The sequence below is a fragment of the Paenibacillus pasadenensis DSM 19293 genome (assembly GCF_000422485.1).
In the GTDB taxonomy this organism is placed as follows: domain Bacteria; phylum Bacillota; class Bacilli; order Paenibacillales; family Paenibacillaceae; genus Paenibacillus_O; species Paenibacillus_O pasadenensis.
The window spans coordinates 164,183-191,006 of record NZ_KE383853.1; the positions used below are offsets into that span (position 1 = coordinate 164,183).

Here is a 26,824-nt window from a genome sequence, read left to right on the forward strand (position 1 = left end):
TTTCTGTCGTTCGGTAGAAAAAAGGGCGTAAAACCTGACCTCCATTATAACATGTTTCGGATAAAATCCAATCGGAACGCAGAACCTACGGGAGCGAGCTCAAGTTCCCGGCGGAGGTGGACATTAGCAATGAAGAAATGGATGGCCCTGACGGCTGCGGCGATGCTGCTCGGCGCCTCGCTCGGTCAGCCGGCGCACGCGGCTCCCGCATCGGAAGCGGACGCGAAGGAGGCGGGAGCGCCGGAGCAGCGCCGCGCCGCCTACGGGCAGCTCTCCCTCATGACGGGACTGGATTGGGAACAGATCGCCGCCCTCGACCAGTACGAGCGCACGCTGCGCAAGGCGCGGCCCAAGGCGCGCCCGAAGCTCGGCTCCTGGGCCGGCCTGTACGCTTCGCCGGAGCAGTGGAGCGGAGCGACGAACCCGGATCCGAGCGATCGCAATCCGGATTCGATCCGCTTTTTCGGCGGCATCGGCCGCGACGGCGACGGCGACGGCAAGGCCGATCCGAGCAGCGACATCGACCTGCTCTACGCCCAGGCGTCGGCCGTCGCGCGCTTCGGCGGCACGGCAGACGACTTCTCGATCGGTGTCTGGGAATTCTACCACAATCAGCGCGCCGTCCAGCGGGTCAACCAGTTCACGCTGCTGTACCGCACGTTCGGACGGCTCGATCTCGACGGCAGCGCCTTTCCGGTGCCGGTCGGGACGGACTACTCCTATCGCAGCACCTGGGGAACGGCCCGCGGCTGGGGCGGGCATCGGACGCACGAGGGCACCGACATCTTCGCCGGCCACGGCCTGCCGGTGCGCAGCACCTGCTACGGCGTCATCGAGAACATGGGCTGGAACGCCTACGGAGGCTGGCGCATCGGCATCCGCGACCTCGACAACCGCTACCATTATTATGCGCATCTGTCCGGCTTCGACAAGTCGCTGCGCTGCGGCATGACGGTCGAGCCCGGCCGCACGCTCGGCTGGGTCGGCAGCTCCGGCTACGGCAAGCCCGGCACGTCCGGCAAATTCCCGCCTCATCTCCACTACGGCATCTATCGGGATCGCGGCATGATCGAGTGGGCGTTCGACCCTTATCCGCTGCTGCGCCAGTGGGAAAAGGCCGAAGCGAAAGCGAAGAAAGCCCGCCGCGGCCGCTAGCGGCGCCGCAGCCCTTTCGGCAAGCCTCGTCAGCCTCAGCCCGCATGATCCGAGCCGCCCTCATGCAGGGCGGCTTTTTGCTTTCTCCCCTTCCCCGGAGTAGGATAGGAGCGATAGATGATAGTTGCCAAAGGAGGCTAAAGGATGGCTTCGTCCCCTAGCATCGTCTGCATCACCGGCGCCTCATCCGGCATCGGCCTCGCCACCGCGCTCCGCCTCGCCGGGGAAGGCCATGCCGTCTATGCCGGCACCCGCCATCCCGAACGGGATCAAGCCGCCTATGCCGGCACGCCCAACCTGACGTTCCTGGAGATGGAGGTGACCGATCCCGCCTCGCTCGAACGGGCCTTCCGCCGCATCGACGAGCATCACGGCAAGCTGGACGCGCTGTTCTGCAACGCCGGCTACGGCATGCTGCGCACGCTGGAGCAAGCCGACATGGAAGACGTGCGCCGGCTGTTCGAGACCAATGTGTTCGGCGTCATGAGCACGATCCGGGCGGCGCTGCCGCTGCTGAAGCGCTCCGACAACGGTTATGTGCTGGCCACCTCCAGCGTCGGCGGCCTGGTCGGACAGCCGTTCAACGAGCTGTATTGCTCCAGCAAGTTCGCGCTCGAAGGCCTGCTCGAAAGCCTCGCGACCTATTACAAGCCCGCGTTCAACATCGATGTCACGCTGATCGAGCCGGGCGCCGTCGCGACGGCGTTCTCCGGCACGGTCATGGAGCAGGTGTCCCGGACGGGCGGCATCCTCGAGGATGAGTACAAGCCCCTATTGACCCGCTACCTCGACCGGTTCGCCTCGCGCACGAGCGTGCCGCAGACGGGCGAGGACGTCGCCGGCATCGTGTCCGCCCTGCTCGCCATGGAAGAGAAGCCGCTGCGCGTGCGCACCTCGGAGGCGGCCGAGGCTTTCGCCCGCTTCAAGACCATGCAGGATCCGGACGGCCTTCAGGGGCTCCGCAATACGCGCAGGCTGCACCTGGATCTCGAGTAGGCAAGGCATTGTACGACGAAACGACCCGAGAGAAGGCCCTCAAGGGCTTTCTCCCGGGTCGTTTTCCGTTTGGTCCGCGCTGTTGCCGGGCGGGGCCGCTCCCGCGTCCGCGCCGCCCGAGGGCGGCGGCAGCGTGAGCGCGGGCGCGGCCGCCGCGCTGTCTCCGATCGGCTTGCCCTTGCCGTCGTAATAGTACATCGGCACGTCTCCGACGACCATCAGGTAGGAGATCGGAATTTCCGTATCGACCGTCTGCGAGGCGGCATTAAACGGAATGATGACCGACAGCTCCGTGTGGATGCGCATGTAGACCTCGACGAGGATCATGTTGATGCCCGCATCCTTCTGCCTCGTGCTCAGCTCGACCTTGGCATCGCCGATCGGCTCGAATCGGATCGGCACGCGCGGGCCGAACGAGGCGAGCAGCGCGCTGTCCAGCGCTTGCCCGATCGGCACGCCCTCGCGAAAGCTCTCGCTTTCCTGCAGCGTATGCTGCACCGTCTGGATCGTCTGCGCCGTGATCCTCATATGCTCGTTGTAGTTCATCATGAAGCCGCTCACCTTGCCGGAGGCGTCCATCTTCCACTCGATCAGGTTCTCGAGCTTGGCGCCCGTGGCGACCTGATCGGTGATCGCCTTGTTGATCGCCTCCGTCATGATCTGCTTCACCTTGAGCTGGGCGATCCGCATGAGCGGCGGCTGCAGCTCGCGTTCCAGGTAAAAATAGCCGTTGAGCGTCCCGAACGCCAGCAGCAGCGCGATCGTCAGCAGCATCCATCGCCAGCGCCTGCGCCGCGTCTGGCGGGGGCGCCCAGCATCCCCGGCGAGCGGAGCCGCCCGGCGGCTCCGCGAAGAAAACAGCGGGCGGGGCCGCAGACGTCCGGACCCCGCGCTCCGGCTCCCGGAAGAAGCGGAGCGGGACAGCCTCATCCTCCGGACCGGCCGCATCGGCAGCGCCGGCAGCCGCCAAGGGGCGCGTCTTTTTCCCCATCTCGCCATGCGTTTCCCTCCTCGGACGAACTCGCTTCCCTACTCATCGTATGCGGACGGCGGGCTCGTCAGAAGAAGCCAAAAAAACCGGTCCGCCATCATGGCGGACCGGCTGCAAAAGGACAAGCGCGTCCCCGGCTGCGGCCGGGCTAGAGAATGGACGAGATGCGGTTGACCGGCATTCCGTTCGAACCGCTCTTGCCCGGCTCCGCGTCCGCGGTCCGGGCGCGCTCCGTCAGCTCGCGGAACCAGTCCTCGTCCCACGTCAGGAGGGCAAGCTCGATCAGCGTCCGCAGCTCGCCGGCTCCGGCCTGCTGGCCGTGCTCGGACAGCTTGCGCACCTTGGAGGCGCGCGCGCCGACGCGCTTGCCGACAATCCGCTCGCGGTCGCTCTGCGTCACGACGATCCGGTAAAACCCGACCGGATCCGCCGCATCGACATACCCGATGAATCTCTCGTCCATGACGGTGACCCCGCTTACCCAGTCCCCGATCTGAATCGCTTCCATCCCCGTTTCCATGCTCATCTGCCATTCCTCCCGCCGTTAGTCGCTTCAGGTCGACGTCTCTTCCGCCTTCACGCGCTGCAGCACGTCGCGGATGGTCATGCTCTCCAGATGCTGGAGCAGCTTGGCCTCCGTTTCCGTGAAAATCTCATCCATCACCGCTTCCATGCGGCAGGCGATCATGCAGTCTCCCACCTCGCCGCCGGAGCACCAGCCCGGCTTGATCGAGCCGAACGACGTCGCCGAATAGATCTCGGCCAGCGTCGTCTGCTCCGGCAGCCGCTCCAGCAGGTAGCCCCCGCCGATGCCTTCCTTCGTCCCGATATATCCCTGCTTGCGAAGCAAGCTCATCACCTTGCGTATCCGCGACGGATGGGTGTTCACGTTGCGGGCGATGGCATCGCTCGTCGCCATCCGATCCGGCCGGCTGGCCAGATAGACCAGGCTGTGGACCGCGATGGTAAATTCGCTGTTCATCCGCACGCTCCCTTCCTTTCCCGCCGTACTGTTATTTTAATGGTAACAGTTGCCCGCGTCAATCGTTTACATCGTTTGTTCAATTTAAATAAACTTATTGAATTTTATTTCTAAATATTTATAATGGGTGTTGAAAGCGAATTCATTTCCAAGCGAAAGGGGCGATGCCCGCTTCGGCGCCGTCAGCGCCGGCCGCATCACCGCATGCTCCGCCAGGCATCATCCATCACCTTATTTCAAGGAGGCCCATGATGAATCGACTGACGCTGCCCCGCCCCCGCTCCATTCTGCTCCTTGCTCTCGCCGCCGTGCTGCTGTCGCTGCTCGTCCTGCTCGCCCGGCCCGCCAAGACCGAGGCGGCGATCGTCAACCTCGCCTACAACCGCCCCGTCACCGTCTCCAGCACGGAGAGCTCCGCTTACGCCGGCGCCTATGCGGTGGACGCCAACGGCAACACCCGCTGGTCCTCGGCTTACAGCGACCAGCAGTACATCATCGTCGACCTCGGCACCGCCCGCCCGCTCACCGGCGTGAAGCTGCGCTGGGAGGCCGCGTATGCGAAGGGCTTCCAGATCCAGACGTCGAACGACAACTCCACTTGGACGACCGTCTATTCCAACTACAACGGCGTCGGCGGCGTAAACGACATCAGCTTCACGGCCACCGTCCGCTACGTCAAGATGTACGCCTTCCAGCGCGCGACCGCCTACGGCTACTCGCTGTATGAGTTCGAGATCTACGGCGACAACGGCCAAGACGGAGGCGGCAGCGAGCCGGTGTCCGCCGTCAAGCAGCGCATCCTGAGCTACTTGAACAATCTCGGGGGCAAGACGATCGTCGGCATCGAGAACAAGTTCAACAACACCCCGCGCAGCGACAGCGACCGCGTGGCAGGCATCGCGGGCCGCACGCCGTCTCTGTGGGGAGGCGACTTCGGCTTCGGCAGCCTCGCGCTCGACAACCGCTGGAACATGATCCAGGAAGCGAAGAACCAGTTCAACAAAGGCGCTCTCGTCACGCTCATGTACCATCCTTGCGCGCCGACCCGCGACGAATACTGCAGCTGGGACGAGATCGGCGGAGCAAATCCGGCCAAGCTGACGTCGGCCCAGTTCACCCAGCTGACGACGCCGGGCACGAGCCTGTACAACAGCTGGATCGGCCGTCTCGACACGCTCGCGACCTATTTGCAGGATCTGGAGAACAACAACGTCGTCGTCCTGTTCCGTCCGCTGCATGAGATGAACCAATGCGTGTTCTGGTGGTCCTGCCACAAGGGCTCGAACGGCTCCGCCAAGCTGTACCAGATCACCTACGACTACCTGACGCACACGAAGGGGCTGGAAAACCTCATCTGGGTGTGGAACGTGCAGGACTTCTCCAACCTGAGCACGGAAATCTCCGCCTACAACCCGGGCAGCAGCTATTTCGACATCGCTTCGCTCGACGTCTACAATACCGGCTACACGCAGAACAACTACAACACGATGCTCCAGGCGTCCGGCGGCAAGCCGATCGCGATCGGCGAATGCCAGTTCATGCCGTCCGCCTCGCTGCTCGCCAGCCAGAACAAGTGGATCTACGCGATGTTATGGCCCGACTTCATCGAGGAGAACCGCAGCACGCTGCCAGGCATCTATGGCGCCTCCAATGTGCTGACGCTCGACGAGATGCCGGGCTGGCGGTGACGCTCCGGCGATAGGCCGGGCTGGCGCTGACCTGCGCGCTCCGCCTTCCCCGATAAGAATGGCCCTCTCCGACGCCAAAAAGCGCCCCTCTGGAAGCCGTCCCGGACCCATCGTCCGAAAACGGCCCCGAGGGGCGCTTCTCTTTTCATGCCAGATGGCAGGCGACCTGCCGTCCGCCGCCTGCGGAGCGGAGCTCCGGCGCCTCGTGGACGCAGCGCTCCACGGCGAACGGGCAGCGGGTATGGAACTTGCAGCCGGAGGGCGGATTCGACGGGTCGGGAATGTCGCCCTTCAGCACGATCCGCTCCCGCTTGAGCTTCGGGATCGGGATCGGCACGGCGGACAGCAGCGCCTTCGTATACGGATGCAGCGGCGAGCGGAACAGCTCCTCGCGCGGGCCGGTCTCCATCATCGAGCCGAGATACATGACTCCGATCCGGTCGCATAGATGCTCGACGACGCTCAGGTCATGCGAGATGAACAGATAGCTCAGCCCTCTCTCCTGCTGGAGCCGTCGGAACAGGTTGATGATCTGGGCCTGGATCGATACGTCGAGCGCGGATACCGGCTCGTCGGCGATGATCAGCTTCGGATCGAGCGCGAGCGCGCGGGCGATGCCGATCCGCTGCCGCTGGCCGCCCGAGAATTCATGCGGCAGCCGGTCGGCCTGATAGGCGGACAGGCCGCAGGACTCCAGCGCCTGCAGCGCCTTTTCCCGGACATCCGCCTTGCTCGCGAGGCCATGGTCGAGCAGCGGCTCGCCGATCGCGTCGCCGACCCTCACCCGCGGGTTGAGCGAGCTGTACGGGTCCTGGAAGATCAGCTGCAGCTTCGGACGCAGCTGGCGCAGCCGCTCTCCGTGCAGCGCATGCAGATCCTCGCCCATGAAGCGGATCGTTCCGGCCGTCTTGGCGGCGAGGCGCACGATCGACTTGCCGACCGTGCTCTTGCCGCTGCCGGACTCGCCGACGAGGCCGAACGTCTCTCCCTCGCGGATCGTCAGGCTGATGCCGTCGACCGCCTTGACCTGCCCGGTCGTCCGTCCGAGCAGGCCCGACTTGATCGGAAAATAAGTCTTCAAATCCTCGATTTCGAGCAGCGCCTCACTCATGCTATCCCTCCTTCCCGTGCAGCCAGCAGGCCGCCTGCTGATCGGAGCCGACCGGCGCAAGCGGCGGCTCCTGCCTGCGGCATCGATCCATCGCGAACTCGCAGCGGTCCGCGAACGCGCAGCCGGCGCCAAGCTCGAGCGGATTCGGCACCTGGCCGGGGATCGAGTACAGCTCCTCCCGCACCTGGCCGAGCACCGGCTTGGAGCGCAGCAGTCCTTGCGTATACGGATGCCGCGGCTCGCGGAACAGCCGCTCGACCTCCCCTTCCTCGACAACCTTGCCCGCATACATGACGATCACGTAGTCGGCCATCTCCGCCACGACGCCAAGATCATGCGTGATGAGCAGCAGCGCCATGCCGCTCTTCGCCTGCAGCCCGCGCAGCAGATCGAGGATCTGCGCCTGGATCGTCACGTCGAGCGCCGTCGTCGGCTCGTCGGCGATGAGCAGCTTCGGCTTGCAGGAGACGGCGATCGCGATCATCACCCGCTGCAGCATGCCCCCGCTCAGCTCATGCGGATAAGCGTCCGCGATCTGCTCGGGACGGCTGATGCCCACCTCGCGGATGAGCTCGACCGCTCGGCGCATCGCTTCCTTGCGGCCGAGCCGCAGATGCTCGCGCAGCGGCTCGGCGATCTGGCGGCCGATCGTCAGCACCGGGTTGAGCGAAGACATCGGCTCCTGGAAGATCATCGACAGCTCATGCCCGCGCAGCGTCCGCAGCTCCTGGCGGCTCATGCGCAGCAGGTCGCGCCCGCCGAAGCGGACCTCGCCTCCGGCGACCTTGCCGGACGGCCCTTCGACGAGGCCGAGCACCGACATCGCCGTCATGCTCTTGCCGCAGCCGGACTCGCCGACGATGCACACCGTCTCGCCCTCTCGGACACGCAGGCTGACGCCATCCACCGCGCGCAGCACGCCGGCCTCGGTCTGAAAATGGGTCTGCAGCTCCCGTATGTCTAGCAGCGCTTCCATCGACTCCACCTACCTTCTCTGCTTCGGATCGAGCACGTCGCGCAGCGCGTCGCCGAAAAGATTGATCGCGATGACGGTCGCGAAAATCGAGAAGCCCGGCGGAATCCACAGCCACGGCCGCTTCTCGAAGTCGATCATGTTGTTGGCCGCGTCGATCATGTTGCCCCAGGTCGGCGTCGGCGGCGTCACGCCAAGGCCGAAAAAGCTCAGCACCGACTCGCTGAGGATCGCCCCGCCGATGTTGAGCGTGGCGATGACGATCAGCAGCGGCACGAGATTGGGCAGCAGATGCCCCAGCAGCCTGCGGCGGCCGCGCAGGCCGAGCACGGTCGTCGCCTGCATGAATTCCCGCTCCCGCAGGCTGAGGATCTGGCCGCGCACCATGCGCGCCAGCCCCGGCCAGCCGACGACGGCGAGCATGATCATGACGATGTACATGCGCGAGTCGGGCGGAACCTTCCACTCCGAGAGGAGCGCGCCGGCGATGAACAGCAGCGGCAGGCTCGGAATGGTGAGCAGCAGATCGGCCAGCCGCATGATGAGCTGGTCGACGATGCCGCGATAGTAGCCCGCGACGATGCCGAGCAGCGCGCCGAGCGCGACCGACAGCCCCATCGAGGCGAGGCCGACCGTGAGCGAAATGCGCCCCGCCTGCAGCACGCGCGTCAGCACGTCCCGCCCGAGCGCGTCCGTGCCGAGCCAGTGCGACGCGCTCGGCGGGCGGTTCATTTGCGCCATGTTGATCTTGTTGTCCGCATAGGGCGAGAACAGCGGCCCGAGGAAGCAGGCCGCGAACATGAGCGCGACGACGAGGAAGCCGGACACAGCCAGCTTGTTGCGGATCAGCCGCCGCGCCGCGTCGCCCCAGATCGAGGACCGCTTCGACCGGCCTGCGCCGGGCTGGACGGCGAGCCTTCCGTTAGCCACTGACATAGAAGAACCTTCCTTCGGTTACAGGTTGACGCGGGGATCCGCGATGCGATAGAGCAGGTCGGACAGCAGCGTGCCGACTACGGTGAGCACGGCGATGAACATCGTGAAGCCCATCAGCAGCGGATAGTCCCGCAGGCCGAACGACTTCATGTACAGCTGGCCGATGCCGGGCCAGTTGAAGATGCTCTCGATGATGAGCGAGCCGCCGAACAGCGCCGGCAGCTCGAAGCCGACCAGCGTGATCGCCGGCAGCAGCGCGTTGCGCAGGGCATGGGTGAACAGCACCTTCCTCTCCGGCAGCCCTTTGGCTCTTGCCGTGCGGATATAGTCCTGCTTGATGACGTCGATCATGTTGCTGCGGAAGTAGCGGGTCAGCGAGCCGAGCCCGAGCAGCGTCATGACCGCGGCCGGCAGCGCCATATGGTCCGCGACCTCCAGCACGTACGCCCAGCCTTCCGCGTTGCTGCCGGTCGTCGTCATGCCGCCGGGCGGCAGCCAGTGCAGGTCGACGGCGAAGATCTTGATGAGGAACAGGCCGATGAAAAACGACGGGATGCTCATCGCCGCGAAGATGAGCACCATGACGAGCGAGTCGAACCAGGAGTACTGGCGGTAGGCGGCAAGCACGCCGATGACGACGGCGAGCAGCCAGGTGAAGAACGTCGACACCGCCGCCAGCAGGAACGAATTCCAGATGTAGTCCTGGAACAGCGTCAGCACCGGCTTCTGCTGCGCCAGCGAGATGCCGAAGTCGCCGCGGAGCGCGTTGCCCATCCAGGTCAGATAGCGGTCGAGCAGCGGCTGGTCGAGCCCGTAGATCATCCGCAGCTCCGCCTTGCGCTCCGGCGTCAGCTTGATGTTGCCGCTGATGAAGTCGCCGGGCGTCAGCGCGTAGAGGGCGAAGATCAGGAACGAGGCGGCCAGCAGGATGAGCAGCATGTAGCTCAGCCGCCGGATCAGATAAGTGCTCATGGCTTCTCCTTCCGAAAAGGGATTTCCCCTGTCCGCGCCAGTCGGACAGGGGAGAGATCCAGGCTTATTGGACGTCCTTGAGCGACCAGTTCGGCAGGCTCACAGCCAGGCCGTAGAACGGACTGATCTCCAGGTTCTCGATGCGGCCGTTGTAGGCATAGACGCTTTTGCGATAACTGGTGAAGATGACGGGCAGCTCGTCGTTCAGCAGCTGGAAGATCTCCTTGTACACCGCTTTTCGCTGCTCGATGTCGGTCGTCGCCAGACCTTTGTCGTACAGCTCCTTGAAGGCGGCGTTGTCGAAGCCCTTGATCTCGCCGTCGACGAACTGCGCGAGGCCGTCGGCAGGATCGGTCAGCATCGGCGTGGAGAAGGAGACGAGGTCGTAGTCTCCGCCTTCGACCTTCGAGACGAGCGAGTTGAAGTCGGCGAAGATTTCCGGCTCGAACTGGATGCCGAGCGCGGTGTAGTTCTCTTGCGCTACGGCGATGAAGATGTCGGTGTTCTTGCTTTTGGAACCGAGGTAGTGGATCTTCAGCTTCTGGCCGTCCTTCTCGCGGATGCCGTCCGAGCCTTCGGCCCAGCCGGCCTCGTCCAGCAGCGCCTTCGCTTTTTCGAGATCGTACGGGTAGGCGTTGATGCCTTCCTCCGTGTAGGCCCAGGAGGTGAGCGGAGAAGGAATGTTGGCCACTACGCCGGCTCCCTGCTGCGCGTCGACGTAGATGCTCTGCCGGTCCAGGCCGTAGGTCAGCGCCTGGCGGACCTTCTTGTCCTGCAGCGCCGGGCGCTCGAGGTTCACCTGCAGGTAGCCGTAGGTGCTCGGCGTATACGGCACGATGTTGACGAAGCCGAGCGCCGACAGCTTGTCGATGTTCTCCTGCGTGGCGCTGAACGAGGCGTAGTCGACCTCGCCCGTCTCGAGGTACTGCCAGGTGTCGCCCTCGGACGTCTTATAGATGAAGTGCGGCGTCTTGGGCTTCTCGCCGAAGTAGTGCTCGTTGGCCGTGAAGCGCACTTCCTGGCCGGGGATGAATTTCTCCAGCTTGTACGGACCGTTGCCGAGCGGGCTCGAGCTCAGCTGCTTCATGTACCCGAGATCGCCTTGCTTGTAGTCCTTGCCGTAGTAGGCCTTGGAAAGGACGTCGCCGCCGAGCAGCACGAGCGCGGCCGCGTTCGGCTTGTCGAGCGTGACCGAGATCGTCTGCGGATCCTTCACCTCGATGCCGGATACGGCAGCCGCCGTCCCGTCCTTGTAGGCTGCCGCCCCCTTGATGCCGAGCGCGGGAATCTGCGAGTCGCCGTCGTAGGACTTGTCGTTCAGGATCGTCCAGGTGAAGGCGACGTCGTCGGCTGTCAGCGGCGAGCCGTCGCTGAACCTCAAGTCAGGCCGCAGATGGAACGTGTAGGTCAGGCCGTCCGGGCTGGCTTCCCATTTTTCCGCGAGGCCCGGCGTGGGCTCGCCCTTGTCGTCCACGAGCACGAGCGAGGTGTAGAGCAGCGAGGAGACGTTGCCGTCATAGCCGCTTTGCTGGAAATAGGGCGTGAACGCGCCGCTCGGATCGACGAGTCCGACGATGATCGTATCCGTCCGCTTTTTGGCCGCTTCCGGCAGCTTGGACAGGTCGGACGCCACAATGGCGCCTTCCGCTTGCGCAGCCGCAGCGCCTGCGCTGTCCGCCGCGCCTGCGTTTGCCGCCGGCGCGCTGGCCGTCGGAGCCGGAGAGGCTGATGCTCCGTCGTTCTCCGCGGCTCCGTTGGAGCAGGCGGACAAGAACAGCACGCTGGACAGCAAAATGGTTGAAGCGAACCCTACCCTGTTTTTCATGGCTTCCTCCCGCTCAATCGAATGATTTAATTCCGATTGATTAAGTATGTTTTTTGAATGAATATCCCCATTATAGGAGCCTCTATCGGTTCTGTAAATAGAGAACTGTTAAAAAATTCTGTGGTTAGAGAATGAAATAAAAAAGCCCTTCCTCCGAACGACGAACGATCGTCGAGTCGGGGGAAGGACTTGTCAGCCTTCGATATACGCTTTCAATGCAGCCTGCATCCGTTCCAGAGCGCCCTTCCGCAAGCTGTAGACGGTCAGCGTCTCGCCTTCGAAATGGGCATGGATCAAGCCTGCGCTGCGAAGCTTGCCGATATGGTCGTGGGTGATTCCCTTGGACAGCTGCAGGTGGCGGACGATCTCGATGAAGCTGCGCGGACCGCCGTGCAGGAAGCGGAGAATCTTGAGCCGGCTCCGCTCGCCGAGACTGCGGATAATCCGGAAGTCATGGGCGGAGAGGAACTCGTCCTCTCTCAGATCGATCCGGGCGGCATAATAACAGATCGTCATGCGCCGGAAATGGAAGATGACGTTGATCGGCTGGAAATGCATCTGCGGAATGAGGACGAGCTCGCGCAGTCCGTCGATCGGCTCGAAGCGGAGGCCGTTCGTCGTCTCGTCCACATACTTGTCCAGATCGTCGGCATCCGCCAGCGCCGTCCTGCGCTCGCGGCAGACCGCTCCCAGCCGGACGATCGCCTCCCGGTCGACGCTGCGGAAGTACTGCTCCTCCCAGCGCTCGAAGACGGAGGCGGTCAAGTCGCGGAACGCCGCCATATCCTTGGGAAACTGGCTGCAGTACGGCGCGAGCCGCTCGTACAGCTCTCCCGCCCCTTGCCCGCGCAGCCAAGCCGCGAAGCCTGAGGCATCCTCCGCCGGGCTGAGATGCACGAGCAGGAACGTCAGCTTCCAGTCGGCGTTGATCGCCAGCTCGTCCAGCAGCTCCGCGAACTGCGGCTCCAGCCTTGCCTTGACCTCTGCCGCCCACGCCGCCGGGAGATCGAGCTTTTTGTGGGACTGGCGGCAGATGTAGGCATGTAGGCTGCTCATCGCCTCGTGAAGCGGCTTGAATGTGATCGTTATGTCATAAGTCATAGCTGCACGCCCTTCTGCCCTCTAGCCGTTAGAGTCTTTGGGCGTAATTCTACACGACCCGACGACGGTTCGGCAAGGCTCCGGTCCTCCTCGCGCCGCGGCCCAAGCCAAAAAACGTCCGCGGGTCCGCGGACGTTGATGGTGCTTAGGCTCTAAGTCAGATCGTGCCGACCGCTTCCGAGCTGCCGTCCTCTGCGGACGGCGCAGGGCTGTCCGAGCCGGCGACAGGCGCGAGCCGGTAGACGCGCGACTCGTACGGCTTCAGCGACAGCTGCGCGATCGGCGCCTCGGCGTCGGCCAGCTCGCTCGCGAGCAGCAGCTCCGTGCGGCGGCCCTCCAGCTCGCCGGCCAGCTCCGCATGGGCATCCGACGAGCTCAGGTTGCAAAGCACGAGCAGCTTTTCGCCGTCCAGCGTCCGCGTGTAGGCGTAGATCTGCGGATGGTCGTCCAGGACGAGATCGTACGTGCCGTAGACGAGCGCCTCATGCTCCGTCCGCAGGCGGATGAGCCGCTTGTAGTGATGGTAAATCGAGTCCGGGTCGTCGATCGCCTGCTGCACGTTGATATGCGTGTAGTTCGGATTCAGCTTGAGCCAAGGCTCGCCCGTCGTGAAGCCGGCTTGGTCGTCCGCGCTCCACTGCATCGGCGTGCGCGAGTTGTCGCGGCCGGTCTTCCAGATGACGCGCATGACGTCCTCATGGCTCTTGCCGTTCATCGTCTCGTAGCGGTACAGGTTCTTGATCGCGACGTCGTTGTAGTCCTCGATCGACGGGAACTGCACGTTCGTCATGCCGATCTCCTGCCCCTGGTAGATGAACGGCGTGCCCTGCATGAGGAAGTACATCGTCGCCAGCGTTTTGGCCGACTGCTTCCAGTAGACGCCGTCGTCGCCCCAGGTGGATACGGAGCGCGCCTGGTCGTGGTTCTCGAGGAACAGCGCGTTCCAGCCGCTGCCCTCCAGCCCTTTCTGCCAGCGCGTCAGCGTCTCCTTGAGCGAGGCGAGGTCGAGGCCGCCCTCCGGGCTGCGGTTCCAGAGGCCGAGATGCTCGAACTGGAAAATCATGTTGAAGGCGCCCTTGCGCTCGTCGACCCATGCCTCCGCATCGTCGGCGGTCACGCCGTTGGCTTCGCCGACGGTCACCGCCTCGGGATGCTTGGCGAGCGTCTCTTCCTTCAGCTCGGCGAGGAAGCGGTGGATGCCCTCGCGGTTCATATGCCCGTCGAAGCTCGGCACGTACGGCAGCCCTTGCGGGTTCGGCAGGTCCGGGAAGCCTTCGACTTTCTTGATATGCGAGATCGCGTCGACGCGGAAGCCGTCGATGCCCTTGTCCAGCCACCAGTTGACCATATCGTACAGGTCGCGGCGCACGGCGTCGTTTTCCCAGTTGAGGTCGGGCTGGCGGCGCGAGAAGATGTGCATGAAGTACTGGCCGGTCTTGTCGTCGAACTCCCACGCCGGGCCGCCGAAAATGCTCTCCCAGTTGTTCGGCTCGGCTCCCGTCTCGGCATGCGGATCGCGCCAGATGTAGTAGTCCCGCTTGTCGCTGTCGCGGGAGCTGCGCGACTCGATGAACCACGGATGCTCGTCGGACGTATGGTTGATGACGAGATCGAGGATGAGCTTCATGCCGCGGGCATGCGTCTCCTCCAGCAGCCGGTCGAAGTCCGCCATCGTGCCGAACTCTTCCATGATGTCCTGGTAGTCCGAGATGTCGTAGCCGTTGTCGTCGTTGGGCGACTTGTAGATCGGACAGATCCAGATCAGCCCGACGCCGAGCCCCTTGAGATAGTCGAGCTTCGAGATGATGCCGGGGATGTCGCCGATTCCGTCGCCGTTGCTGTCCATGAAGGACCGCGGATAGATCTGGTAGGCGACCGCTTCCTTCCACCAGCGGATGTTATGCGTCATTTTATCCATCACCCTTTTGATCGTTGTTTTCGTTCAAGTTGTTCAAACGTTTGCATAACTCATGATAGCATATTCCGTAACGTCTGGCTTCTGTTTTTTGAGTCTATCTTTTTCCTTCCTGCTCCCAGTATGAACCGGTTCCTGGGTATTTAGACCGCGAGTTTTAACGGCGCCTGGAGCGACGCATGAAGTCCGGCTTGCGGATTACCCGCCTGCAGAAAAAAGCCAAGCCCGCAAAGGGCCTGGCATATTCGTGTGCAAAGGTTCAACGGCCGTTTTAGAGACCGCTTGTGGCTATCCCATTTTCCAGTCGATTTTGTCCATGATGGCCTTCAGAGAGCGGATATTCTCCCTGGCGTACCAATCCGGCTCGGATTGGCGGCTGTGGAAGCCGATCTCGGCGGCGAGATAACCGCCGTAATTGATGTCCTTCAGTGCTTGCAGCACCGCTTCAAAATCGCCCCGGCCGTGTCCGGGCGGCAGACGGTCGCTGTCCGAGATATGGACATGGTGCAGCTTGTCGCCCATCCGGTACACATAATCGCTCGGCACCTCATTACGGTACAGGGCATGGATCGTATCAAACATCAGCTTCACGTTGTCGTGGCCGGACTGCTCGGCCAGAAGGATCGCGTCGTCGGCGGATTCGATCAGGTTGCTGTCCGTCGGCGTCGGCTCGATCGCGAGCGTAATGCCCAGCTCCTTCGCATACGGCGCAATTTTGTCGAGCGCTTCAAGACTGTAGCTCCAGGCCTCCGTCTGCGACGTGCCGAATACGACCCAGCCGGCCACATAGATGACGGTCGGGCACTCCCAGTCGTGGGCCAGCCGCAAAATGTCCTTGTAATGCTCCACGACCCAGGCGCGCTCTTCCGCTACCGGCGAGCTCGGGTTGTTGCCCGGTCCGCCGCCCGGCGCCGGAAGCATCGACGAGACGGCGAGCTTCTCCTTGCGCAGCAAGGCGAGGATGTCGCGGCGGCGCTCGGCGGTCAGATGTGCGGGCCAGGCATGGGGACTGGCGCAGCCGATCTCAATCGCGTCATAGCCGAAGCCGGCAATGCGCCGGATCGTCTCCTCCAGCGGATACGAAGGAACCCACACGGGGAAGCTGCTGTACACCCAGCTGTTAAACGAAAGTCCTTTCATTCAAAACACGTCCTCTCGGAAAGATCGTCTTGCTGTTCAGGTCGCCCGCTTCAGTCCCAGACAAAGACCGCTTTCTCCGTCTTCCGCTCGTCGAACAGACGGAACGCCGTCTCGGCTTCCCCGATCGGGAACGTGTGGGAAACGAGTTTCTCCACCGGAAGGCCTTTCTCCATGATGAAACGCGTAATCTCGTCATATTCAAAGATGGGAAAATACCAGGAGCCCATCACGGTGACTTGCTTGCGGATCAGCTGATTGCTGGGATGGATCGTCAGTTCGCGGCATTCACCGATGAAAGCGGCGCGGCCGTGCGGCCGCAGGACGTTCAAGGCCGCGTTTTCCGCGTGCGGGCTGCCGGAGCAGTCGATCGCGGCATCGGCGCCGCGGCCGCCCGTCATCTCCATCACTCGCGCCAGCACATCTTCCTTGCCGTTAATGACATAATCGGCGCCCAGTTCCTTCGCGACCTCCAGCCGTTCGTCCAGCATGTCGACGGCGATGACGGTCGCACCGAGCCCCTTCGCAACCATGACGCCGGCGCCGCCCATCGGGCCCATGCCGAAGATGACCAGCGTGTCGCGGCCGCTGATGGCCAGCCGCTTCTGCGCGTGATACAGCGTACCGACCGCATCGGTAGATACCGCTGCCACCAGGTAACTCATGCCGTCAGGGATACGCATGCAGTTCTCGACCGGCACGACCATGTAGTCCGCGTCGCCGCCGTGCTGGTCGAAGCCGATGCATTTCCATTCCGGACAGAACATCCGGTAGCCGCTCTTGCAGTGCGCGCATTCGCCGCAGCCGACGGCGAGATACACCGCCACGCGGTCGCCTTCCTTGAAGCGGGTTACTCCTTCGCCTACCTGCACGATTTCGCCCGCCGGTTCATGGCCGGGATGGATGCATCCCGACTTCGTCGCTTCGCCTCCGACCACCGCATCGCTGCCGTAGTACAGGCTCATATCGCTGCGGCAGATCGCAGACGCCTTCATCTTGATCAGCACTTCACCGCCGCCCGGCGACGGAATCGGCACTTCCCTGATTTCGACCTTCTTGTCTCCCGGAAAAACAACCGCCTTCATCATGATGATTCCCTCCTTGGGGGTTAAGTTTTTACGCGTATCCAGCGTTCCTCTTCGTGGCTCTGAAGGATGGCTTCGGTAATGCACATGGACAAGTGCCCGTCCTCAAAGGTAGCGAAGTTCGGCCGATCCATGCGCGGATCCTTGCCGTCGCGGATGAAGGCATAATATTGAAGCATCATGTTCTTCAACGAATCCGGCCAGCCTTCCGTATGCCCGCCGGGGTGGTGGATCGATGTCCGGGCTTCCTCCAGGAACAGCGACGGATCCGCCATCAGCACCTCGTTCGATTTGTCCCGGTGACCGATCCAAAGGCTGGCCGGCTCCTCTTGCTTCCAGTACGCCGACTTCCGGTTTCCGTTCAGCTCGAAGCTCAGCGCATTTTTGCGGCCCGCGCTGACTTGGGAAACCGTAAAGGAGCCCCTGCCCCCATCCTCGAACCGGACAAGCACCGTCGCGCAATCCTCGGTGCTGACAGGCATCTCTTCATAGGCGGTCTCGCCGCCGTCCGTCTGCAGGCCGAACGTTGCACCGCTCGCGATCGGCTTTTTCCGGAACGGGTGGACCGTCCATAAATCCGCAAAGACGGCCGTAATCCGCTTGCCCGTCACATACTGCACCGTATCGCACCAGTGCGAGCCGATGTCTGCGACTGCCCGCGACCGTCCGCCGACTGCTTGGTCGAGCCGCCAATTGTAGTCGGTATCGAACAACAGCCAGTCCTGCAAATAGCTGCCGTGCACGAGATGAATCGGGCCAAGCTCGCCTTGCTTTACCATCTCGGCCAGCTGCTTCATCATTGGATATTGCCGGTAGTTGAAATTGACGCCGTGCACGACGCCGCGTTCGCGCGCCAGGCGCAGCAGCTCTGCAGACTCGCGGCTTGTCATCGCCAGCGGCTTCTCGGACAGCACATGCTTGCCCGAAGCGATAATCGCTTTGTTGATCTCAAAATGAAGGTGGTTCGGCGTGCAGTTATGCACGACGTCGATGTCCGGATCGGCCAGCAGCGCCCGGTAATCGCCATAGGCAAGCGGCACGCCGAGCTGCGCCGCTTTCTCGCGCGCCTTCTGCTGCCCCTCCTGGGCCACAGCAACCACTTCGACGAATTCGAGCCGACGCATGGCCTCAATATGCGCCGGGCCGATAAAACCGGTTCCGATGACGCCCGCCCGAATTTTGGGGGCCGTCATTTTTTGATCGCCTTTTTGCCGAACATCACGGCAAGGATGATGATCAGGCCCTTGATCATCATCTGCTGGGAAACGTCGAGGCCCATGATGATCAAGCCATTGTTGATCGTTCCGATCATGATAGCGCCGACGACCGTTCCAATGATCGTGCCGACGCCGCCGAACAGGCTCGTGCCGCCGAGAATGACCGCGGCGATGACCGAGAGCTCGTCGCCTTCGCCGAAGGAGAATCGGCCGGCGTTCATCCGGCCCGCATAGAGAAGCCCTGCCAGACCGGCCATCAAACCGGTGCCAAGGAAGACGAGCAGCTTGATCCGCATCGTCTTGACGCCGGAGAAGCGGGCGGCGGTCTCATTGCCGCCCGTGGCCAGCGTCTGTCGGCCGAACGACGTTTTGCGCAAAATCACGTGTGCGATGATCGTGAACACGAGCGTCCAGATGAGCAGAACCGGAATCGGGCCGATATCGCCCGCACCGAAAATAAAGTTGAACGTGTCGCTCACGATCGGCACCGGCGCCGTGTCCGTGACCCACATGGCAACCCCCTTGACCGCCCCCATCGTACCTAGCGTCACGAGGAAGGAAGGGATAGCCGCCTTCGTCACCAGCATGCCGTTGACGAGCCCGACAAGAACGCCGGTTCCGAGTCCGGCGACGAGACCGCCGATGACGCCGAAGCCATGCGACACCGCCAGGGCGCCCGTCAGCGAAGACAAGGCGGCGATGGAGCCGACAGAGAGGTCGATCTCGCCCGTGCTGATCACGAATGTCATCGCCAGACCCATCAGCGAGATGGTCGCCGTCTGCCGCACGATATTGAGCAGATTGCCCGTCGTCAGAAAGCCGTCCGAATACAAGGTAACGGAGAAGTAGATGAGCACGCCGATGAATGCGATATAGACGATATAGTTGCGCCAGTCAAAGCCCTTGAGCCCCGCAAACGGAGCCGGTGTTGCCGGATTAATACCCTTGGATGGCATACTGAAGCTCCTCCTCTGTGTGGATGTCCTGCCGCTGCAATTCCTTGATAAGCCGGCCTTCGTGCATGATCAGCACCCGGTCGCTGAGCGCCAGCAGCTCTGGCAATTCGGAGGAAACGACCAGTACTGCTTTACCGCTCTCCGCCATTTCGCGGACGATGTCGATGATTTCGGTTTTGGCGCCGATGTCGACACCGATTGTCGGCTCGTCGAGCAGAAGAACTTCCGGATCGTTCGCCAGCCATTTGGCGAGAACGATCTTTTGCTGGTTGCCCCCCGACAGCAGGTTGCTCGTTTTGAAAATGCTGTCCGTCTTGATCTTCAGCCGTTCGACCATTCGCTTGCTGACGTCGTTCGCTTTGCGGTCGTCAAGCCAGAGACCCTTCTTCATCTTGCGGATGACCGGCAGGATCATGTTGTCCCGCACGCTGTGCTGCAGCACCAGACCTTGCACGCGCCGATCCTCCGGGATGAGCGCAATGCCCGCGTCAATGGCATCGGTCGCGCTGCGAATCACGCGCCGTTTGCCGCCGATGCGGATTTCGCCGCCGTCCATCGGATCAATACCAAAAATGGTGCGAAGCAGCTCCGTCCGCCCGCTTCCCATTAGGCCGGCAATGCCGACAATTTCGCCGGGTCGGATGCTCAGGCTCACGTCGCGGACGCGTTCGCCTGAGGAGACGCCGACAAGCTCCAACACTGGCGCCGCTTCCTTCGCATAGTCGCGCTCCACCCATTCGAACGCCTTATTGAAAGACTTTCCGACAATATGCTGGATCACCGTCTCAAGGTTTGTCTCCTTGATCACTTCCGTCGTGATTTTACGGCCGTCCCTTAGAATCGTGATCCGGTCGCAAATTTTGAAAATTTCGTCCATCCGGTGCGAAATATAAATAATGGCATAACCTTTAGCCTTCAGCTTTTCGATGAACGAGAACAGCACTTCCGTCTCCGTCTTTGTCAGCGACGAGGTCGGCTCGTCCATAATGAGCACTTGCGCTTCCTGCGACAACGCTTTCGCGATTTCGGTCATCTGCCAATAGCCGACGCCGAGGCTCTGCACGACATCGTCCGGCTTGATGTCAACGCCCAGGTCGTTCAAAAGCTTCGCCGTCCGGATTTTGTTGTCCCTGTCATCCAGCAGCCTCATCGCCGTCTTCGTCTCGCGCGTCAGAAAGATGTTTTGTGCAACGGTGAGCGTCGGAATCAGACTGAACTCCTGGAAGATCATCGAGATATTGTTCGCCCTCGCGTCTTCATAACTGTGAATCGCAACGGGCTTGCCTTCGATCCGGATTTCGCCTTTGTCTGCGGAATACACGCCGGTGAGAATTTTCATAAGGGTCGATTTGCCCGCCCCGTTGCCGCCCATCAGCGCATGAACCTCGCCTTTGTTCACCGAGAAGCTGACATCGTCAAGAACCGTAATGCCGTTAAACGCCTTGGAAATGCTCGTCATCTCCAGCACGGGTTGATCCATTCGCATTCACCTTCTTTATGGGATGGCGAAAGGACGCCAAGGAGCGGCCTTCCGCCTGATGCTGCTCCTTATTGCTTCAGCGCGTTCTTCACGCTGTCCGGGGCGTCCTGACCGTAAATCAGCTTCCAGCTGTCGAGCACACTCTCTTTCGTCACCTTGATTGCCGGGGACGCGACGTAGGCGGGAGCCTGTTTACCCAGCAGCGCGTAGCCCGCCAGAATCGCCTGCGCCACGCCCTGGTCGTAAGGCAGCTGGGCGCCGAGACCGCGGACGATGCCGTCGGACGCAATCGAAATCGCCACGTTCGTGCCGAGGTCGACCGTCGTTACGATCAGATCGTTCCGCCCGGCCGTCCGGGCGGCCGCCATAACGCCTTCGGCCGGCACGTCCCATGGGGCAAAGATGCCCTGAATGTCAGGATGGCGCGTCAGCATCGCCGAAGCGACCTCCTCGCCCTTGTTCGGATCCGTAATGCCGCCCCGAGCAACGATTTCGATGTTCGGGTATTTTTCCTTCATTCGCTTCTCAAAGGCGTCCGAGCGGTTCTTCGTGACAAAGAAGTTAACGTCATGGAAGACTACTCCCACCTTCCCCTTGCCGCCGAGCTTCTCGGCCATGATGTCCGCAGCGAGCGCTCCGTTGCCGTAGTTGTCGCCCGATACGATGCTGATGTAATCTTTTCCGGGCTCCATGCCCTGCGCCGCGCCGTCCATAAACACGAGCTTGACGCCCTGCTCAACGGCTTTCTTGTAGGAGCTGGCCATCGACACTGCATCGACCGGAACCGAAATCATGACGTCGGGCTTCTTCGCCAGCACCGTCTCGATGTCGTTCACCTGCTTCTCTGCTTTGAACTGGGCGTCCGTTAGCGCCACTACCTTGATGCCCATCCGCTCAAAGGTGTTCTTCATGGCGCCGACGGCTGCATTCATGTAATCGGTGCCGGAGTAATGCATGACGATGGCGGCCGTGTAATGGCCATCCTTAATCTTCTTGAGATCGTCCTCGGCGAGCTTCAGTTCCTTGGCGGACACCGCCTTCTCCCCGTTCGGACCGATGTCCTGAACCGGCAGGTCCGGGATGTTCGGATTGATCGTAAGCGGTCCGGATGCTTCCTCGCTGTAGTTTTTGGAAGCGACCTCCTCCGCCGACGTATTTGTTTTTGCCGAGCCGCAGCCGGCCAGCGCCAGCCCGCTGACGAGCAGAACCGCGATAACGGTTGTCCAAGACTTTCTCTTCATTTTGCTTCCCCCGCTCTTTCGCCAGTATGTCGAATCGGACACTCGCGAACGATTCGTAACCTGAGTATATCGGGAGCGAGGGAACGGCTGTAGCCGACGATTTTAACCCCACGGGGGGAAATTTTTAGCCGGACAATTCTGGAAAAGAACCTTTCTTAGCGACAAAAAAACCGGGTTCGCAAACGATTCGCGAACCCGGCGCAACCCGGCACTCCATTCAATAGCCTTCCATGATCATCCATTGCGAGGCGGTGTCCGCCGCATGGTCCAGCGCCGCCTTGGCCGATTGCCTGCCGGACAGGTAGCTCTGTACCGCGGTCTGCACGGCTTCGGACAGCTGATTATAGTTCTTGATGCGCGGCCGGCCCACGCCGACGCGCAGCGACGCCCCCAGGACGTCGTAATATTCCCGATGAGACGCATCCGGCAGATGCCGCGCCTCCTCATAGGCCGACATGCGCGTCACATGGTGACGGTATTTCAGATAGCCCTTCTGGGCCTCGGCCCCCGTCAGGTAAGCGGCGAGATCGAAGGCCGCCTGCTTCTGCCGGGAGTACCTGTTGACGGCCAGTCCCCACGAACCGAAGTGGGGCCCCCGGACGATCGTGCCGTTTTGTTCCACGCCGGGAAACATGAACGAGCCTACCTGACCGTGCACCTTAGGATTCAGCTTCATGTCGTGATAATTCATCCCCATCGCCGTCTGCCCGTAACCGAAGGCAATCTCCACCTCGTCCCAGGTGTACCCCGTTACGCCCGGAGGCGTCACCTTGTTCTTGAAAATCCAATCTCCGTAAGTCTCCAGCGCCTTGACCCCAGCCGGCGAGTTGAAGACCGGGCTTAAATTCCGGTCGAACAGCTCCCCGCCGTACACATTGAGGAACGATTTGAAATCGACGAAATTGGCTTCGCTCATGCCCGCCATCAGCGTCGTGCCGTACAGGTCGATCGCTCCGTCCCCGTCCGTGTCGCGCGTAAAGAACCGAGCGAGGTCGAGGTACTCGTCCAGCGTCTGCGGCACTTCGAGCTCGCGGCCGTACCGCTCCCGGAATGCGGCGCGGTTGGACGGATCAAGGAACAGATCCTTCCGATAGCTGACGGTCAGCACATTGGACTGAATGGGCAGGCTCCAAATATCGAAGCCGGCGTTTTGAACGCGGTCCACGTCGACGACATCCATGGCAGGCGGCTGCTGGCGCGACTGAATCGGATCGAAGACAGACGTATCCAGAAATACCTTGGCGATAAAATCGTCGACGCGAATCGGCGGATCCGCGCTCCGGATGTAGGCGGACAGCGGTTCAAGATGAGAAAGGATACGCGGCATCCAAGGCGTATCAACGGCCATAAGATCATACTGGTCGCTCTTCCGCGCAAACTCTGAAAACACTTTTTCCTGCAGACTGTTGTACGGAAACGTATCGACTTCAACCGCTTGGCCGGTCATGGCCTGATAGCGCTCGGTCGCCGGAATGACGGCCTCCGAGCCGGCTTCAACCGTTGCATACAGCACCCGCAGCGGCCGCTTCGCCGGGAGCTGCTCCTCAAGCCCGCCGCCGGCTGACTGGCTGCACCCTGCGAGCAGCAGCGAAGCAGCCAGCAACGTTCTCCATCCGACTCGCAATCGTTTCATCCCGGCTGTCCCTCTTCCGCATGGCATCCTAATGATGATCCTCCGGCCCCCCGTCGATTCCGTGCTGCTTGCGGAATTCGGAAGGCGAATAGCCGAATTCCCGTTTGAACAGGCTTCTGAAGTAGGCATGGTCCGCGTAACCGGTCTCCTCGGCGATTTCATTGATTTTTTTTGAGGTTCGCAGCAGACGGTCCTTGGCCTGCATCAGCCGTTTGCGCGTCAAGTAACGGACAAAATTAACCCCCATCTGCTGTTTGAACATCCGGCTCAGCGTGACGGGATGAACGTTAACCGCCTCCGCAACCGCCTCCAGACTGACATTCATGTCGTTGGAATTCTCGATGAGCGCCAAAGCCTGCTGGAACCAGCTCCCCACTGGCTGCTCCCGCTCGGCGCGCTCCTGCCGCTCCACGTCCTGAAACGCCTTTACGCCGCCCAGAACGATACGCCGCAACCGTTGCTGAAGCTGTTCCCAGGAGACATGGTTCGACACCCATTGCTGCCAATAGCGCAGCGAATCCTCGTCGACGATGAACATGTCCTTCTTCGTCAGCCCTTCATCCAAAAGCGCCATCAAATAGGCGCACTGGTGCTCCAGAGCGTTATAATCCAGCTGGCCGAGGCAATCCATCCATTCGCCGAATGCAAGCTCCAATGGCGCGTACTCGCCGCCGCGCGCGTGAAGGACGATCCGCTGCCGGCAGGCATCGGCCCGACGCCCCCATTCCCTGTCCGAGCGAACGCCATAATCCGCTGCCGCCGGACGCGGATGGAAAAACATGCGGGATCTGTGCTTCCGGTACTCGGCAAGCAAGGAAGGGAGGAAAGCCGCCTTTTCCCGGAAGCCGCCGGATGCCGGCTCTACCGTCGTGCCGATGACCGCCCCTTCCGTTCCGTCTTTCAACGCGAAGGTAAATACAAGGCCGGTTTCACCGTTAGATGGGCTTGTTGCCGATCCCGGGTCCACAAAGGAGATCGCCTTCCATAGCCGCTCGTCGAACCAAATTCCCGCTTCCTGCGGCGCAATCCCGAAACCGGCCAGCAAGGGAATGCTTGCCGCTTCGATTCGTTGCCGCACGTCCTGGAGCAACGACATTTGCAAGGAGGTGCGAATCTTCTCCACGATTTCTCTGAGTTGTGCGCGATCCGCAGGCTTCAGCAGATAGTCCGATGCTCCATATTGAAGCGCTTGCCTCGCGTATTCAAAATCATCGTACCCTGATATAATGACCACATGCATGGCCGGGTAACTGGCTTTCAGCCGTTTGAGGATGTCAAGCCCCCCGATCTCCGGCATGCGAATATCCAGGAAGGCAAGATCGGGACGCACCATATCCATTCGCTCCAACGCCTGATGACCGAATTCGGCGTCAAATATTTCGTCGTCCGGAAACAGCGCATTCAGCTTTTGGAGAATGCTCATCCGGACCTCCTGTTCGTCGTCGACGACGCAAATTTTCATAATCGGACTTGCTCCTTCCGGCCAACCTGAGCTGGAGTACGTCACACGCCAGGAGGAAGCCTTACGTGACCCTGCCCGCCTTTGTCATGCGTATCGTAAACCGGCTTAGTTTGAAATTCAAGCTGTTTGTGTTGTTGATCCTGATATCCATCATCCCAATTACCTTGGTCGCTTATAACTCCAATACGTTCATGTTCCGCTCCGGAACGGCGTATTCCGGTTCCATCTCATCGCAATACGTGGATTTCGTATCGACAGAGTTGAACGCCTATCTCCAGAGCCTGAATCAGTCCTTCGACCCTCTCTTCAGCACACCGGCCTTCGTTCATTACATGGGCACGCCAGACAGCTTTCTGAAGGAGCAGGCAGAGGATCTCATGCGGTTCCGCCCGCTCGTCCGGAGCTCGCTGCAATTTCATCCCGAGGTGATCGGCGTACTTTACTTGGACCGCTTGGGAAAGGCGTACTTCGACTCCTATCAACGGCAGCTCGATCCGGCTTATTCGTTCGGCGAAGACCCGTGGTATCAGAAGGCGTTCCGGATTAACCGGAATTCGTTGAGCGAGCCGCATTCCATGCCATACGTGCTTTACAGCAAAGATACGACGTTCTCTTATATCCGGCCCATTCTGGACACGGATACCGGCGTAACGCGAGCCGTTTTCGTCGTGGAAATCCAAGAGAGCCGGGTCAAGGGCATGCTCCGGGGCGAGCAGACCGGCCGCCCGGGCCAGGTGATCCTGATGCACACCCGAACCGGTGCCACCGTATCGGAGACGCCAGTCGACTCCGGCGTCATGCGCGATTTCCAAACGGCGCTGGCCGGTCACGCCGGGTCGAAGCAGCCGTTCCTTTTTCGCTCCGGTCAGACCGAATACCAGGCCAGCTACGCCGCGCTTGCCGACAGCCAGTGGCTGGTCGTCTGGACCGCGCCCCTGAATACGATCCATAAAGCGGTGCGGCAGACGGTTCAACTGTCGCTGCTGATTGCGGTCCTCAGCCTGCTTACAGCACTGATCGTTGCGTTTCCGGTCATGAGCGTCATTCTTCGTCCGCTGGACAAGCTTAAGGCCGGCATGCTGAATCTGGGACACGGCAAGTATGTGCCGATTCCGCAGGGAAGGCGGTATGACGAGATTGGCTATCTGATCCGCAGCTTCAACCAGACGCTGGAGAAGCTGCAGCGGATGGAGCGAGAGGTGTACCAGGCCAACCTGCGGGAAAAGGAGCGCGAGCTGCTGCAGCTGCAGGCTCAGATCAATCCGCATTTCCTGTTCAATACGCTTGAAACGATCGATTCCTATGCTTCCCGGAACAACGGCGAGGCGGTCGGCGAGATGGTGCAATCGGTCTCGCGCATGATGCGGCATACGGTCCGGAACGATGACGGCTGGGCGCCGCTCCGTGAGGAATTGGATTATATCCGGAATTTCCTGACGATCCATTACTACCGCAACGGCCGGGACTTGAACGCCCGCTTTGACATCGATCCTGCGGCCATGGAGGTGCCGGTCATGAAGCTCAGCGTTCAACCGTATATCGAGAACGCGATCAAATACGGCTGGAGCCCCAACATGACGACGGACGAATTCAAGCTTATCGTGAAGGTGTCCCTGCAGGAGAATCGCCTCGTGATCGACATCCAGGATACGGGCACCGGCATGCCGCCGGACGTGCTTCGCCGGATCCGGCAGCTGATCGCGCAACAAGGCGAGTCAAAGGATCCGTATTTCCGGTCGCATACCGGCGTGCGCAACACCTTCCGCCGGCTGTTCCTCGTTTATGGCAGCGAAGCGGAGGTCGCCGTCGAAAGCGAGCCCGGCGCGGGCACGCGGTTCCGGTTCCGGATACCAGCCGGACGATCGGATCGTTAAGTATCCCTTCGCGATAAACGACAAAGAGGCAGCCCCGAACGGAGATTCGTTCGGGACTGTCTCTGCTTCATGATCTCGTGTGTTCCGGGAGCGT

The 26,824-nt window shown here is 61.6% G+C and carries 22 protein-coding genes; 4 read left to right on the forward strand and 18 right to left on the reverse strand.

Annotation, left to right across the window (positions count from 1 at the left end; all coding sequences use genetic code 11):
- Positions 1 to 129: 129 nt before the first annotated feature.
- Positions 130 to 1,155: a M23 family metallopeptidase gene (locus H582_RS28635; RefSeq protein WP_052333470.1), complete on the forward strand. Its 1,026-nt coding sequence runs from the start codon at positions 130 to 132 to the stop codon at positions 1,153 to 1,155.
- Positions 1,156 to 1,299: 144 nt separating this feature from the next.
- A complete protein-coding gene (locus H582_RS0120095; protein WP_028599981.1) occupies positions 1,300 to 2,151 on the forward strand; it encodes an SDR family oxidoreductase in 852 nt (283 codons plus the stop codon).
- A gap of 39 nt (positions 2,152 to 2,190) precedes the next feature.
- Here H582_RS0120095 and yunB read toward each other — a convergent pair whose 3' ends face one another.
- From yunB to H582_RS0120110, 3 genes are all read right to left on the reverse strand, one after another.
- Positions 2,191 to 2,925 carry a sporulation protein YunB gene (yunB, locus tag H582_RS28640; protein ID WP_052333471.1) on the reverse strand — a complete coding sequence of 245 codons (735 nt, stop codon included), beginning with the start codon at positions 2,923 to 2,925 and terminating at the stop codon, positions 2,191 to 2,193.
- A gap of 365 nt (positions 2,926 to 3,290) precedes the next feature.
- Positions 3,291 to 3,668, reverse strand: coding sequence for a hypothetical protein (locus H582_RS28645; RefSeq protein WP_052333472.1), 378 nt, complete (start codon positions 3,666 to 3,668; stop codon positions 3,291 to 3,293).
- A gap of 27 nt (positions 3,669 to 3,695) precedes the next feature.
- A complete protein-coding gene (locus H582_RS0120110; protein WP_028599982.1) occupies positions 3,696 to 4,124 on the reverse strand; it encodes an RrF2 family transcriptional regulator in 429 nt (142 codons plus the stop codon).
- 248 nt (positions 4,125 to 4,372) lie between these two features.
- Between H582_RS0120110 and H582_RS30375 the strand changes: the two genes are divergently transcribed.
- The gene (locus H582_RS30375; protein ID WP_164820138.1) at positions 4,373 to 5,812 is read left to right on the forward strand and encodes a glycosyl hydrolase; all 1,440 of its coding nucleotides are present in this window, start codon (positions 4,373 to 4,375) and stop codon (positions 5,810 to 5,812) included.
- 145 nt (positions 5,813 to 5,957) lie between these two features.
- Here H582_RS30375 and H582_RS0120120 read toward each other — a convergent pair whose 3' ends face one another.
- The 15 genes from H582_RS0120120 to H582_RS30380 all read right to left on the reverse strand — a co-directional run bounded on the left by H582_RS0120120 (position 5,958) and on the right by H582_RS30380 (position 24,856).
- Positions 5,958 to 6,923: an ABC transporter ATP-binding protein gene (locus H582_RS0120120; protein WP_028599983.1), complete on the reverse strand. Its 966-nt coding sequence runs from the start codon at positions 6,921 to 6,923 to the stop codon at positions 5,958 to 5,960.
- 1 nt (position 6,924) lies between these two features.
- Positions 6,925 to 7,899 (reverse strand): ABC transporter ATP-binding protein, encoded by a 975-nt coding sequence (locus tag H582_RS0120125; RefSeq protein WP_028599984.1) that lies wholly within the window; start codon positions 7,897 to 7,899, stop codon positions 6,925 to 6,927.
- A 9-nt stretch (positions 7,900 to 7,908) separates the two neighbouring features.
- Positions 7,909 to 8,832: an oligopeptide ABC transporter permease gene (gene opp4C / locus H582_RS0120130; RefSeq protein WP_028599985.1), complete on the reverse strand. Its 924-nt coding sequence runs from the start codon at positions 8,830 to 8,832 to the stop codon at positions 7,909 to 7,911.
- An 18-nt stretch (positions 8,833 to 8,850) separates the two neighbouring features.
- Complete coding sequence (locus tag H582_RS0120135; protein ID WP_028599986.1) at positions 8,851 to 9,804, reverse strand: ABC transporter permease; 954 nt, start codon at positions 9,802 to 9,804, stop codon at positions 8,851 to 8,853.
- 64 nt (positions 9,805 to 9,868) lie between these two features.
- On the reverse strand, positions 9,869 to 11,629 hold the full coding sequence (locus H582_RS0120140; protein WP_028599987.1) for an ABC transporter substrate-binding protein: 1,761 nt from the start codon (positions 11,627 to 11,629) through the stop codon (positions 9,869 to 9,871).
- Between the two features lie 192 nt (positions 11,630 to 11,821).
- Entirely contained in the window at positions 11,822 to 12,730 is a 909-nt protein-coding gene (locus tag H582_RS0120145) for an ArsR/SmtB family transcription factor (protein ID WP_028599988.1), read from the reverse strand.
- A 157-nt stretch (positions 12,731 to 12,887) separates the two neighbouring features.
- Entirely contained in the window at positions 12,888 to 14,639 is a 1,752-nt protein-coding gene (locus H582_RS28655; RefSeq protein ID WP_084137449.1) for a glycoside hydrolase family 13 protein, read from the reverse strand.
- Between the two features lie 294 nt (positions 14,640 to 14,933).
- A complete protein-coding gene (locus H582_RS0120155; RefSeq protein WP_028599989.1) occupies positions 14,934 to 15,785 on the reverse strand; it encodes a sugar phosphate isomerase/epimerase family protein in 852 nt (283 codons plus the stop codon).
- Positions 15,786 to 15,835: 50 nt separating this feature from the next.
- Positions 15,836 to 16,870, reverse strand: coding sequence for a zinc-dependent alcohol dehydrogenase family protein (locus tag H582_RS0120160; protein ID WP_240479047.1), 1,035 nt, complete (start codon positions 16,868 to 16,870; stop codon positions 15,836 to 15,838).
- A gap of 20 nt (positions 16,871 to 16,890) precedes the next feature.
- Entirely contained in the window at positions 16,891 to 18,060 is a 1,170-nt protein-coding gene (locus H582_RS0120165) for a Gfo/Idh/MocA family protein (RefSeq protein WP_028599991.1), read from the reverse strand.
- Complete coding sequence (locus H582_RS0120170) at positions 18,057 to 19,040, reverse strand: ABC transporter permease (protein WP_028599992.1); 984 nt, start codon at positions 19,038 to 19,040, stop codon at positions 18,057 to 18,059. The genes H582_RS0120165 and H582_RS0120170 overlap by 4 nt, the downstream gene beginning before the upstream one ends.
- Positions 19,021 to 20,520, reverse strand: coding sequence for a sugar ABC transporter ATP-binding protein (locus H582_RS0120175; protein WP_028599993.1), 1,500 nt, complete (start codon positions 20,518 to 20,520; stop codon positions 19,021 to 19,023). Before H582_RS0120175 ends, H582_RS0120170 begins: the two co-directional genes overlap by 20 nt.
- Before the next feature lie 68 nt (positions 20,521 to 20,588).
- The gene (locus tag H582_RS0120180; RefSeq protein ID WP_028599994.1) at positions 20,589 to 21,761 is read right to left on the reverse strand and encodes a substrate-binding domain-containing protein; all 1,173 of its coding nucleotides are present in this window, start codon (positions 21,759 to 21,761) and stop codon (positions 20,589 to 20,591) included.
- 217 nt (positions 21,762 to 21,978) lie between these two features.
- A complete protein-coding gene (locus H582_RS28660; protein ID WP_052333474.1) occupies positions 21,979 to 23,394 on the reverse strand; it encodes an extracellular solute-binding protein in 1,416 nt (471 codons plus the stop codon).
- 28 nt (positions 23,395 to 23,422) lie between these two features.
- Positions 23,423 to 24,856: a response regulator transcription factor gene (locus H582_RS30380; RefSeq protein WP_052333475.1), complete on the reverse strand. Its 1,434-nt coding sequence runs from the start codon at positions 24,854 to 24,856 to the stop codon at positions 23,423 to 23,425.
- A gap of 65 nt (positions 24,857 to 24,921) precedes the next feature.
- Between H582_RS30380 and H582_RS0120195 the strand changes: the two genes are divergently transcribed.
- Positions 24,922 to 26,730: a cache domain-containing sensor histidine kinase gene (locus tag H582_RS0120195; protein WP_028599995.1), complete on the forward strand. Its 1,809-nt coding sequence runs from the start codon at positions 24,922 to 24,924 to the stop codon at positions 26,728 to 26,730.
- The last annotated feature ends 94 nt before the right edge of the window (positions 26,731 to 26,824 follow it).